12 protein-coding genes are annotated in these 12,452 nt (G+C 62.7%); all 12 read left to right on the forward strand.

Annotated elements, in window-relative coordinates:
* Window positions 1-48: 48 nt before the first annotated feature.
* The 12 genes from serC (at window position 49) to rfbA (ending at window position 12,365) form a co-directional block, all read left to right on the forward strand.
* Window positions 49-1,134, forward strand: coding sequence for a 3-phosphoserine/phosphohydroxythreonine transaminase (serC, locus tag KVG96_RS05215; protein WP_217891089.1), 1,086 nt, complete (start codon window positions 49-51; stop codon window positions 1,132-1,134).
* Complete coding sequence (gene pheA, locus KVG96_RS05220) at window positions 1,134-2,228, forward strand: prephenate dehydratase (protein WP_085578049.1); 1,095 nt, start codon at window positions 1,134-1,136, stop codon at window positions 2,226-2,228. Before serC ends, pheA begins: the two co-directional genes overlap by 1 nt.
* A 14-nt stretch (window positions 2,229-2,242) precedes the next feature.
* On the forward strand, window positions 2,243-3,355 hold the full coding sequence (gene hisC, locus KVG96_RS05225) for a histidinol-phosphate transaminase (protein ID WP_217891090.1): 1,113 nt from the start codon (window positions 2,243-2,245) through the stop codon (window positions 3,353-3,355).
* Window positions 3,356-3,383: 28 nt separating this feature from the next.
* The gene (locus tag KVG96_RS05230; protein ID WP_264082375.1) at window positions 3,384-5,591 is read left to right on the forward strand and encodes a bifunctional prephenate dehydrogenase/3-phosphoshikimate 1-carboxyvinyltransferase; all 2,208 of its coding nucleotides are present in this window, start codon (window positions 3,384-3,386) and stop codon (window positions 5,589-5,591) included.
* Window positions 5,588-6,277, forward strand: coding sequence for a (d)CMP kinase (cmk, locus tag KVG96_RS05235; RefSeq protein ID WP_217891092.1), 690 nt, complete (start codon window positions 5,588-5,590; stop codon window positions 6,275-6,277). Before KVG96_RS05230 ends, cmk begins: the two co-directional genes overlap by 4 nt.
* Window positions 6,278-6,395: 118 nt before the next feature.
* On the forward strand, window positions 6,396-8,081 hold the full coding sequence (gene rpsA, locus KVG96_RS05240; protein WP_085578045.1) for a 30S ribosomal protein S1: 1,686 nt from the start codon (window positions 6,396-6,398) through the stop codon (window positions 8,079-8,081).
* Between the two features lie 215 nt (window positions 8,082-8,296).
* A complete protein-coding gene (locus KVG96_RS05245) occupies window positions 8,297-8,575 on the forward strand; it encodes a hypothetical protein (RefSeq protein WP_085578044.1) in 279 nt (92 codons plus the stop codon).
* A gap of 139 nt (window positions 8,576-8,714) precedes the next feature.
* The gene (gene ihfB, locus KVG96_RS05250) at window positions 8,715-9,008 is read left to right on the forward strand and encodes an integration host factor subunit beta (protein ID WP_077047287.1); all 294 of its coding nucleotides are present in this window, start codon (window positions 8,715-8,717) and stop codon (window positions 9,006-9,008) included.
* A gap of 28 nt (window positions 9,009-9,036) precedes the next feature.
* Window positions 9,037-9,276: a LapA family protein gene (locus KVG96_RS05255; protein ID WP_085578043.1), complete on the forward strand. Its 240-nt coding sequence runs from the start codon at window positions 9,037-9,039 to the stop codon at window positions 9,274-9,276.
* Between the two features lie 235 nt (window positions 9,277-9,511).
* Entirely contained in the window at window positions 9,512-10,588 is a 1,077-nt protein-coding gene (gene rfbB, locus KVG96_RS05260) for a dTDP-glucose 4,6-dehydratase (RefSeq protein ID WP_217891093.1), read from the forward strand.
* The gene (gene rfbD, locus KVG96_RS05265; protein WP_217891094.1) at window positions 10,585-11,478 is read left to right on the forward strand and encodes a dTDP-4-dehydrorhamnose reductase; all 894 of its coding nucleotides are present in this window, start codon (window positions 10,585-10,587) and stop codon (window positions 11,476-11,478) included. Before rfbB ends, rfbD begins: the two co-directional genes overlap by 4 nt.
* Window positions 11,475-12,365 (forward strand): glucose-1-phosphate thymidylyltransferase RfbA, encoded by an 891-nt coding sequence (gene rfbA, locus KVG96_RS05270; protein ID WP_217891095.1) that lies wholly within the window; start codon window positions 11,475-11,477, stop codon window positions 12,363-12,365. The genes rfbD and rfbA overlap by 4 nt, the downstream gene beginning before the upstream one ends.
* Window positions 12,366-12,452 lie beyond the last annotated feature (87 nt).

Below are 12,452 nucleotides of genomic sequence, written 5' to 3' on the forward strand. Positions count from 1 at the left end.
CAGAGTGTTTGCTCTGTCCGCTACCGTGATTGCATAGCGAGAGTGGATGTGAGCAAACGAGCCTATAACTTCTGCGCAGGTCCCGCTGCGCTGCCTGAAGCTGTCCTGTTGCGTGCCCAGTCCGAGCTGCTCGACTGGCACGGCAAGGGTCTTTCGGTCATGGAGATGAGCCATCGCAGCGATGAGTTCGTCTCCATCGCCACCCAGGCCGAGCAGGATCTGCGTGACCTGCTGAATATCCCCTCGAACTATAAAGTGCTGTTCCTGCAGGGCGGCGCGAGCCAGCAGTTCGCGCAGATCCCGCTGAACCTGCTGCCTGAAGGCGGCAGCGCCGACTACATCGACACCGGCATCTGGTCGCACAAGGCCATCGAAGAGGCGTCCCGCTACGGCCGCGTCAACGTCGCCGCCAGCGCCAAGCCCTACGACTACTTCGCCATTCCCGGCCAGGACGAGTGGACGCTGTCGAAAGACGCGGCCTACGTGCACTACGCGCCGAACGAAACCATCGGCGGCCTGGAATTCCAGTGGATCCCGGAAACCGGCGACGTTCCGCTGGTGGCCGACATGTCGTCCGACATCCTCTCGCGCCCGGTGGACGTCTCCCGCTTCGGCATGATCTACGCCGGCGCCCAGAAGAACATCGGCCCGAGCGGCATCGTCGTCAACATCGTCCGCGAAGACCTGCTGGGCAAGGCCCGTGCACTGTGCCCGACCATGCTCGACTACAAGGTCGCGGCCGACAACGGCTCGATGTACAACACCCCGCCGACCCTGGCCTGGTACCTGTCCGGCCTGGTGTTCCAGTGGCTGAAGGAGCAGGGCGGCGTAGAAGCCATCGCCAGGCTCAACGACGCGAAGCAGCGCACCCTGTATGACTTCATCGACGCCAGCGGCCTCTACAACAACCCGATCAAGAAATCGGACCGTTCCTGGATGAACGTGCCGTTCCGCCTGGCCGACGACCGTCTGGACAAGCCGTTCCTGGCCGGTGCCGAAGAACACGGCCTGCTGAACCTCAAGGGGCACCGCTCCGTGGGCGGCATGCGCGCCTCCATCTACAACGCTGTCGACATCAACGCGGTCAACGCGCTGGTGGCGTACATGGCGGAGTTCGAGAAGGAACACGGCTGATGTCCGAACAAGAACTCAAGGCGCTGCGCCTGCGCATCGATGCCCTGGACGAGAAGGTACTGGACCTGATCAGCGAGCGTGCGCGCTGCGCCCAGGAAGTCGCGCGGGTGAAGATGGCGTCGCTGGCCGAGGGCGAGGTGCCGGTGTTCTACCGGCCCGAGCGTGAGGCCCAGGTGCTCAAGCGGGTGATGGAGCGCAACCAGGGGCCGCTGGGCAACGAAGAGATGGCGCGGCTGTTCCGCGAAATCATGTCCTCGTGCCTGGCGCTGGAACAGCCGCTGAAAGTGGCCTACCTCGGCCCGGAAGGCACCTTCACCCAGGCGGCGGCCATGAAGCACTTCGGCCATGCCGTGATCAGCAAGCCGATGGCGGCCATCGACGAGGTGTTCCGCGAAGTGGCCGCCGGTGCGGTGAACTTCGGCGTGGTGCCGGTGGAGAACTCCACCGAGGGTGCGGTCAACCACACCCTCGACAGCTTCCTCGAGCACGACATGGTGATCTGCGGTGAGGTTGAACTGCGCATTCACCATCACTTGCTGGTGGGTGAAAACACCAAGACCGACAGCATCACCCGCATCTATTCCCACGCCCAGTCGCTGGCCCAGTGCCGCAAGTGGCTGGACGCCCATTACCCGAACGTCGAGCGTGTGGCGGTGCCGAGCAACGCCGAGGCGGCCAAGCGGGTCAAGGGCGAATGGAACTCGGCGGCGATCGCCGGCGACATGGCGGCCGGGCTGTACGGCCTGACCCGTCTGGCCGAGAAGATCGAAGACCGTCCGGACAACTCCACGCGGTTCCTGATGATCGGCAACCAGGAAGTGCCGCCGACCGGCGACGACAAGACCTCGATCATCGTGTCCATGAGCAACAAGCCCGGCGCGCTCCACGAGCTGCTGGTGCCGTTCCATGACAACGGCATCGACCTGACCCGCATCGAGACCCGTCCGTCGCGCAGCGGCAAGTGGACCTACGTGTTCTTCATCGACTTCGTCGGCCATCACCGCGACCCGCTGGTCAAGGGCGTGCTGGAGAAGATCAGTCAGGAAGCGGTGGCACTCAAGGTGCTGGGTTCCTACCCGAAAGCAGTTCTTTAAGGGGTATCAGCCTAATGAGCGGTAACTTCCTCGACCTGGCGCAGCCGGGCGTGCAGCAACTTTCGCCTTACGTTCCGGGCAAGCCTGTGGACGAACTGGCCCGCGAGCTGGACCTGGATCCGGCCAGCATCGTCAAACTGGCCAGCAACGAGAACCCGTTGGGCGCCAGTCCGAAGGCCCTGGCGGCCATCCGCGACGAGCTGGCCGAGCTGACCCGCTATCCGGACGGCAACGGCTTTGCGCTCAAGTCCCTGCTGGCCGGGCAATGTCGCGTCGAGTTGAACCAGGTGACCCTGGGCAACGGCTCCAACGACATTCTGGAGCTGGTGGCGCGGGCCTACCTGGCTCCGGGCCTGAATGCGGTGTTCAGCGAGCACGCCTTTGCGGTCTACCCGATCGCGACCCAGGCCGTCGGCGCGCAGGCCAAGGTCGTGCCGGCCAAGGACTGGGGGCATGACCTGCCGGCCATGCTGGCGGCCATCGACGCCAATACCCGCGTCGTGTTCATCGCCAACCCGAACAACCCGACCGGCACCTGGTTCGGTGCCGAAGCGCTGGACGAATTCCTGCAGGACGTGCCGGAGCATGTGCTGGTGGTGCTGGACGAGGCGTACATCGAGTACGCCGAAGGCTCCGACCTGCCGGACGGCCTGGACTTCCTGGCGGCGTACCCGAACCTGCTGGTGTCGCGCACCTTCTCCAAGGCCTATGGCCTGGCGGCCCTGCGCGTTGGCTACGGCCTCTCCACGCCTGTGGTGGCGGACGTGCTGAACCGCGTGCGGCAGCCGTTCAACGTCAACAGCCTGGCGTTGGCGGCGGCTTGCGCGGCGCTGAAGGATGAGGATTACCTGGCGCAAAGCCGCCAGCTCAACGAGTCCGGCATGCAGCAGCTCGAGGCGGGTTTCCGCGACCTGGGGCTGGGCTGGATCCCGTCCAAGGGCAACTTCATCTGCGTCGACCTCGGTCAGGTGGCTGCTCCGGTGTTCCAGGGCCTGCTGCGCGAGGGCGTGATCGTGCGCCCGGTGGCCAACTACGGCATGCCGAACCACCTGCGGGTGACCATCGGCCTGCCGGCGGAAAACAGCCGCTTCCTCGAGGCGCTGCGCAAGGTTCTGGCCCGTGGGTGATGTCACTGCGCTGCAACCTGCTGCACCTATGATCGGTCGCCTGGTGGTGGTCGGTCTGGGGTTGATCGGTGGTTCTTTTGCCAAGGGGTTGCGTGAAAGCGGCCTGTGCCGCGAAGTGGTCGGGGTCGATCTCGACCCGCAGTCGCGCAAGCTTGCGGTCGAGCTGGGGGTGGTGGATCGCTGCGAGGAGGATCTGCTCGCCGCCTGTCAGGGCGCTGACGTGATCCAGCTGGCCGTGCCGATCCTGGCCATGGAGAAAGTGCTGGGCCGCCTGGCCGGCATGGAACTGGGGCAGGCGATCCTGACCGACGTCGGCAGCGCCAAGGGCAATGTGGTGCGTGCGGCCACGCAAGCGTTCGGCGGCATGCCGCCGCGTTTCGTGCCCGGGCATCCGATCGCCGGTTCCGAGCAAAGCGGCGTGGAAGCCTCCAACGCCGAGCTGTTCCGCCGTCACAAGGTGATCCTCACGCCGCTGGAGCAGACCGATCCGCACGCGCTGGCGGTCGTCGACCGTTTGTGGCGCGAACTGGGCGCCGACGTCGAGCACATGCAGGTCGACCGTCACGACGAAGTGCTGGCCGCGACCAGTCACCTTCCGCACCTGCTGGCCTTCGGTCTCGTCGATTCGCTGGCCAAGCGCAATGAAAACCTGGAGATCTTCCGTTACGCTGCGGGCGGTTTCCGCGATTTCACAAGAATCGCCGGAAGCGACCCGGTCATGTGGCACGACATCTTCCTCGCCAACCGCGAGGCGGTCCTGCGCACACTCGATACATTTCGCAGCGACCTCGACGCCTTGCGCGACGCGGTCGATGCAGGGGATGGGCACCAACTGTTGGGCGTCTTCACGCGCGCCCGGGTTGCCCGCGAGCATTTCAGTAAAATCCTGGCCCGCAGGGCCTATGTGGACGCTATGAATTCCAACGATCTGATCTTCCTGGCTCAACCTGGTGGCCGCCTGTCCGGTCGGATTCGCGTACCGGGCGACAAATCGATTTCCCACCGTTCGATCATGCTCGGCTCCCTGGCTGAAGGCGTCACCGAAGTCGAAGGTTTCCTCGAGGGCGAAGACGCCCTGGCGACCTTGCAGGCGTTCCGCGACATGGGCGTGGTCATCGAAGGCCCGCACCACGGTCGCGTGACCATTCACGGCGTCGGCCTGCACGGCCTCAAGCCTGCGCCTGGCCCGATCTACCTGGGCAACTCCGGCACTTCGATGCGCCTGCTGTCCGGCCTGCTGGCGGCGCAGGACTTCGACAGCACCCTGACCGGCGACGCGTCGCTGTCCAAGCGTCCGATGAACCGCGTGGCCAATCCGCTGCGCGAGATGGGCGCCGTGATCGAGACCGCCGCCGAAGGCCGTCCGCCGATGACCATCCGCGGCGGCAACAAGCTCAAGGGCCTGACCTACACCATGCCGATGGCCAGCGCCCAGGTGAAGTCCTGCCTGCTGCTGGCGGGCCTCTACGCCGACGGCAAGACCACCGTCACCGAGCCTGCGCCGACCCGCGACCATACCGAGCGCATGCTGCGCGGCTTCGGCTATGCGGTGGACGTCGACGGTGCGACCGCCTCGGTCGAGTCGGGCGGCAAGCTGACCGCGACCCACATCGAAGTGCCGGGCGACATTTCCTCGTCGGCGTTCTTCCTGGTGGCGGCCTCGATCGCCGAGGGCTCCGAGCTGGTGCTCGAGCACGTCGGCATCAACCCGACCCGTACCGGCGTCATCGACATCCTGCGCCTGATGGGCGCGGACATCACCCTGGAGAACCAGCGTGAAGTCGGCGGCGAGCCGGTGGCCGACCTGCGCGTGCGGGCAGCTAAACTGAAGGGTATCGAGATTCCCGAGGCGCTGGTTCCGCTGGCCATCGACGAGTTCCCGGTGCTGTTCGTGGCCGCTGCCTGCGCAGAAGGCCGTACCGTGCTGACCGGCGCCGAAGAGCTGCGGGTCAAGGAGTCGGACCGGATCCAGGTCATGGCGGACGGTCTGCTGGCGCTGGGCGTCAAGTGCGAACCGACCCCGGACGGCATCATCATCGACGGCGGCCGCATCGGCGGCGGCGAAGTGCACGGTCACGGCGACCACCGCATCGCGATGGCCTTCAGTGTGGCCTCGCTGCGCGCCGATGCGCCGATCCGCATCCATGACTGCGCCAACGTCGCGACCTCGTTCCCGAACTTCCTGGCGCTGTGCGCGCAGGTGGGCATCCGTGTGGCAAAAGAGGCGCAGTCGTGAACAGCATCGCACCGGTCATCACCATCGATGGGCCAAGCGGCTCGGGCAAGGGCACGGTAGCCGGCATTCTGGCCGAGCGCCTGGGCTGGAAGCTGCTGGACTCCGGTGCGCTGTATCGCCTGTTGGCGTTCGCGGCGCGCAACCATGGTGTCGACCTGACCAATGAGGAGCTGCTGAAGAAGCTCGCCGCTCATCTGGATGTGCAGTTCATTCCGGCGACGAACGGTCAGCTGCAGCGCATCATCCTGGAAGGCGACGAAGTCAGCGATGTCATCCGCACCGAGGGCGTCGGCGCCGGCGCCTCCCAGGTGGCGGCGTTGCCGGCGGTGCGCGAGGCGTTGCTGCAGCGCCAGCGTGATTTCCAGGAAATGCCGGGCCTGGTGGCCGACGGCCGCGACATGGGCACAGTGGTGTTCCCCGGTGCCCCCTTGAAGATTTTCCTGACGGCCAGTGCCGAGGAGCGGGCGCGCCGCCGATATTTGCAGTTGAAGGGCAAAGTCGAGGGTGTTAGTCTGTCGAGTCTGCTAGATGAGATCCGTGCGCGCGACGAGCGTGACACCCAGCGAAGCGTAGCCCCGCTCAAGCCGGCGGCCGACGCGATACAGCTGGATTCCACGGAGTTGTCCATCGATCAGGTGCTTGAACGCATCATGAGCGAGATCGCCCTCCGCGATATCGCCGGGTGACCAGAAGGCGGCAGGGGACCAGTCATAGTCCTGCGGCGCTTCTTTTAAATGAAACTGATCCATACCGTCTGGGGTGTGGCTATGGGCGTATCCTTCGCCCTAATCTACAGGAATTAAAATGAGCGAAAGCTTTGCGGAACTCTTTGAAGAAAGCCTAAAGTCCCTGAACCTTCAGGCAGGCTCCATCATCACCGGCGTTATCGTTGATATCGACTACCAGATGGGCTGGGTAACCGTCCACGCTGGCCTGAAGTCGGAAGCACTCATCCCTCTGGAGCAATTCAAGAGCGATTCGGGTGACCTGAACATCAACATCGGTGACGAAGTTCACGTTGCTCTGGACTCGGTTGAAGACGGTTTCGGTGAAACCAAACTGTCCCGTGAAAAAGCCAAGCGCGCTGAATGCTGGATCGTTCTGGAAGCTGCCTTCGCAGCCGAGGAAGTGGTCAAGGGCGTTATCAACGGTAAGGTTAAGGGCGGCTTCACTGTCGACGTTAACGGCATCCGTGCGTTCCTGCCAGGTTCCCTGGTTGACGTCCGTCCAGTGCGCGACACCACGCACCTGGAAGGCAAAGAGCTGGAATTCAAGGTCATCAAGCTGGATCAGAAGCGCAACAACGTTGTCGTTTCCCGTCGCAGCGTCCTGGAAGCCGAGAACTCCGCCGAGCGTGAAGCTCTGCTGGAATCCCTGCAGGAAGGCCAGCAAGTCAAAGGTATCGTCAAGAACCTCACCGATTACGGCGCATTCGTCGATCTGGGTGGCGTGGACGGCCTGCTGCACATCACCGACATGGCCTGGAAGCGCATCAAGCATCCTTCCGAGATCGTCAATGTCGGCGACGAGATCGACGTCAAGGTTCTGAAGTACGATCGCGAGCGCAACCGTGTTTCCCTGGGCCTGAAGCAACTGGGTGAAGACCCGTGGGTTGCCATCAAAGCCCGTTACCCGGAAAGCACCCGCGTCATGGCGCGCGTGACCAACCTGACCGACTACGGCTGCTTCGCTGAGCTGGAAGAAGGCGTTGAAGGTCTGGTGCACGTTTCCGAAATGGACTGGACCAACAAGAACATCCACCCTTCGAAAGTCGTACAAGTCGGCGACGAAGTGGAAGTCATGGTTCTGGACATCGACGAAGAGCGTCGTCGTATCTCCCTGGGCATCAAGCAGTGCAAGTCGAACCCATGGGAAGACTTCTCTGGCCAGTTCAACAAGGGCGACAAGATCTCCGGCACCATCAAGTCGATCACCGACTTCGGTATCTTCATCGGCCTGGACGGCGGCATCGACGGTCTGGTTCACCTGTCCGATATCTCCTGGAACGAAACCGGCGAAGAAGCCGTGCGTCGTTACAAGAAGGGCGACGAGCTGGACACCGTTATCCTGTCGGTTGACCCAGAGCGCGAGCGCATCTCCCTGGGCATCAAGCAACTGGAAAGCGATCCGTTCTCCGAGTACGTTCAAGAGAACGACAAGGGCGCTATCGTCAAGGGCACCGTGAAAGAAGTTGACGCCAAAGGCGCCATCATCGTTCTGGCCGACGACATCGAAGCGACCCTGAAAGCCTCCGAAATCAGCCGTGACCGCGTTGAAGACGCGCGTAACGTCCTGAAAGAAGGCCAGGAAGTCGAAGCCAAGATCATCAGCGTTGACCGTAAGAGCCGCGTAATCCAGCTCTCGATCAAGTCGAAAGACGACGCTGAAGAGAAAGAAGCCATCCAGAGCCTGAAAGCCGCTCCGGAAGGTGAAGCAGTCGACACCACCATGGCGGCACTGCTGAAGCAAGCAATGGCCAAACAGAACTAAGTTCTGATCGGTCATGAGAAAGGGCGACTTCGGTCGCCCTTTTTTTGTGCCTGCGATTTGGCGTTCGCGGTCTTGAGGGGCGGTTTCGGCATCTGGATGAAACCGGATCGTTTTTTTGACGGTCTGTTTCTCTGGGCGGATCAATTGCCCAATCGCAGCTAGGCTTGAATTGAAGAGTGCAGTGGTCGGGCTGTTTGCCTGGCATAAGGATCGGAATGAGCAAGCTGATTGTCTTGTTTGCAATGTTGGCGTTGGCGGGGTGCACGACTGGCGCAAAGACGCATGCGGTGCACGGTGTCAGCGGCATAGAGGTGGACTGTTCGGGCCTGGGGTCCGGATGGGACAGGTGTCTCAAGCGGGCGGCCAAGGAGTGCAAGGGGGCTGGCTACAAGGTGTTGGCGAGATCCGATGATGCGAAGGAGGAGGACGTCTTTCCTTTCGGATTCAACCCGGCAGGCTACGTGACGCGCACCATGCTGGTGATCTGTCGGTGACTCCGCAGGCGTCGCAGTGCTGAAAGCGGGTGTTTCCGGGGCGTTGAAGATATGTCAATCCCTGGGCTGTTCAAATTCTTCAGGGCGTGCTAAAACCTTTGAAGCGCTGATCTAGCTGCTTGAAAAAGAAGGGAAAAACATGACGAAGTCGGAGTTGATCGAACGAATTGTCACCCATCAAGGGCTGCTCTCATCCAAGGATGTGGAGTTGGCCATCAAGACCATGCTTGAGCAAATGTCCCAATGCCTGGCGACCGGGGATCGCATTGAGATCCGTGGCTTCGGCAGCTTTTCCCTGCACTACCGTGCGCCGCGCGTCGGTCGCAACCCAAAGACCGGCCAGTCCGTCAGCCTCGACGGGAAGTTCGTTCCGCACTTCAAGCCAGGCAAGGAGTTGCGTGACCGTGTGAACGAAGAGGAGGAGGGGCTGTGATCGTCATGCCGCTTTCCGGGGAGTCGGCATGAGCCCTCTCAAACGTATCGTCGCAGGCGTCTTCCTGCTGGTGCCGGTGCTGGCCACTCTTGCGTTCATGCTGGAGAACCAGCAGCCGCTTTCGCTGCGCTTCATGGGGTGGGTCGGCCCCGAGCTTCCCGTCTCGTTGATCATGGTGCTGGCGTTGCTGTTCGGCATGTTGATCGGCCCGCTGATCGGCTGGCTTTTCGGGCGGTCGTCCAGGGCGTCCCGCAAACGTCTCGCCTGACACATGCAGCGACAAAGCCGGGTGTCGATGCTGTTCCGTTTGATCCGCAGCCTATCCAGATCCATTAGTAAATCGTTCATTAAGCTGTAAAATGCCGCCCTGACCGACTGGAGGCATCTTTGCGCTTCCGTCAGGACCGATTTCGATAGAGGCCTCGTCGTCGAGGGGCTTTTTGTTCGTGGATTTGACGTCGCCCGGTCGGCGATCCGTCAGCAGCTCAAGGGTATGACTTCGCGTGAAAATTCTCGTAACCGGCGGTGCCGGATTCATCGGCTCGGCCGTTATCCGTCACATCATCTCCAACACACCCGATTCTGTGGTGAACGTCGATAAGCTGACCTACGCCGGTAATCTTGAATCGTTGGCGCAAGTGAGCCAGGACGAGCGTTACGTTTTCGAGCGGGTCGACATCTGCGACCGCGGGCAGATCGACCGCGTCCTCAATGAGCACCAGCCGGATGCGATCATGCACCTGGCCGCGGAGTCTCACGTCGACCGTTCGATTTCCGGGCCGTCCGAGTTCATCCAGACCAACATCATCGGCACCTACACCCTGCTCGAGGCTGCGCGCCAGTACTGGGGCGCGATGGATGAGGGGCGCAAGGCGCGCTTCCGCTTCCATCACATCTCGACCGATGAAGTGTACGGCGACCTGGAAGGCCCGGAAGACCTCTTCACCGAGACCACGCCGTACCAGCCGAGCTCCCCGTATTCGGCGAGCAAGGCCAGTTCGGACCATCTGGTCCGCGCCTGGGCCCGTACCTATGGCCTGCCGACCCTGGTCACCAATTGCTCCAACAATTACGGCCCCTGCCATTTCCCCGAGAAGCTGATCCCGCTGATCATCCTCAACGCCCTGGAAGGCAAGCCGCTGCCTGTGTACGGCAAAGGCAACCAGGTGCGCGACTGGCTGTATGTCGAAGATCACGCGCGCGCGCTCTACAAGGTCGTCACCGAGGGCGTCGTCGGCGAGACCTACAACATCGGCGGGCACAACGAAAAGCAGAACATCGAAGTGGTGCACGCGCTTTGCGCCTTGCTCGATGAGCTGCGTCCTGAATCCGCCCATCGCCCGCATGCGGATCTGATCACCTACGTTCAGGACCGTCCCGGCCACGACCAGCGGTATGCCATCGATGCCAGCAAGATCCAGCGCGAGCTGGGCTGGGCGCCCGAGGAGACTTTCGAGACCGGCATCCGCAAGACCGTCGAGTGGTACCTGAACAACACGCAGTGGGTGGCCCACGTCAAGAGCGGCAGCTACCAGCAGTGGATCGAGCAGAACTACGCGGGCCGTTCGGGCAAGCCATGAAGATTCTACTGCTGGGCAAAAGCGGGCAGGTGGGCTGGGAGCTGCAGCGCTCGCTGGTGCCCCTCGGCGAGCTGATCTGCCTGGACCGTCACGGCGCGCCCGGGCTCTGTGGGGATCTTGCCGATCTGGACGGCCTGCGCGCGACCCTGCAAGCGGTGCGGCCGGACGTCATCGTGAATGCCGCGGCCTACACCGCCGTCGACAAGGCAGAGGCCGAGCGGGAGTTGGCCGAACGGGTGAATGCCCAGGCGAGCCGGGTCATGGCCGAGGAAGCGGTACGCCTGGGGGCGTGGCTGATCCACTATTCCACCGATTACGTCTTCAGCGGCGAGGGATCCACGCCTTGGCTGGAGACCGATGCGGTAGCCCCGCTGAACCACTACGGCGCCAGCAAGGCGGCAGGTGAGCAGGCGATCATCGCCAGCGGCTGCAAACACCTGATTTTTCGCACCAGCTGGTGCTATGGCTCCCGCGGCGGCAATTTCGCCAAGACCATGCTGAGGCTGGCCCGTGAGCGCGCAAGCCTCGACGTCGTCGCCGACCAGGTCGGCGCGCCGACCGGTGCGGACCTGATCGCGGACGTCACGGCCCACGCCATCCAGCAGGTTCAACAACGTCCCGAGCTGGCAGGCGTGTATCACCTGGTGGCGGGCGGTGAGGTGTCCTGGCACGGCTACGCCGCTTTCGTCATCGGCCTTGCCCGGGACCTCGGCGAGGAACTGGCGGTCACGCAGATCAATCCGATCGATTCCGCCGCCTATCCGACCCCGGCCCGCCGCCCCTTGAACTCGCGGCTGAGCAACCAGAAGCTGCGCGACAACTTTTCTTTGCACTTGCCGGATTGGCAAAGTGGCGTCACTCGAATGCTTAGGGAAATTCTCAACAAATGATCAAGACAAACCGTAAAGGCATCATCCTGGCCGGCGGCTCGGGCACCCGTCTGCATCCGGTCACGCTGGGTGTGTCCAAGCAGTTGCTGCCGATCTACGACAAGCCGATGATTTTCTATCCGCTGTCGGTGCTCATGCTGGCCGGCATGCGTGAGATCCTGATCATCTCAACCCCTGAAGACTTGCCGAACTTCCGCAAGCTGCTGGGCGACGGCAGCCTCTACGGCATCGAGCTGAGCTACGCCGAGCAACCGAGCCCCGACGGCCTGGCGCAGGCGTTCATCATCGGCGAGTCGTTCATCGGCGACGATCCGTGCTGCCTGATCCTGGGCGACAACATCTTCTACGGGCAGTACTTCACCGAAAACCTGCGCTCGGCCAACGCCCAGCCTTCCGGGGCGACGGTGTTCGGCTATCACGTCAGTGACCCGGAGCGCTTCGGCGTGGTCGAATTCGATGCATCGGGCAGCGCCCTGAGCATCGAAGAGAAGCCGCTGAAGCCCAAATCCAACTATGCGGTCACCGGGTTGTACTTCTACGACAACAAGGTGGTCGAGATCGCGAAAGGCATCAAGCCATCGGCGCGCGGCGAGCTGGAAATCACCGACATCAATCGCGCGTACCTGGAACAGAAGACCCTCAACGTCGAAATGCTGGGCCGCGGGTTCGCCTGGCTGGACACCGGTACGCACGATTCGTTGCTGGAGGCCGGGCACTTCGTCCACACCATCGAGCACCGTCAGGGGCTGAAGGTCGCATGCCTGGAAGAGATCGCCTACAACAACGGCTGGATCGATGCAGAGCAGCTGAAGGTTCAGGCCGAGCGCCTGAAGAAGACCGGTTACGGTCAGTATCTTCAGAAGCTGCTGGACCATCCTTCGATTTGAGGTCGGCCGTTCTGTCGGTTGCTTTGGCCCGTATGCACTTGCCGAGTGAACTATGGGGAGCTGGCGCTGTAGAATGGCCGCCAGCGG

Source organism: Pseudomonas ekonensis (assembly GCF_019145435.1).
GTDB classification, from domain to species: Bacteria; Pseudomonadota; Gammaproteobacteria; order Pseudomonadales; family Pseudomonadaceae; genus Aquipseudomonas; species Aquipseudomonas ekonensis.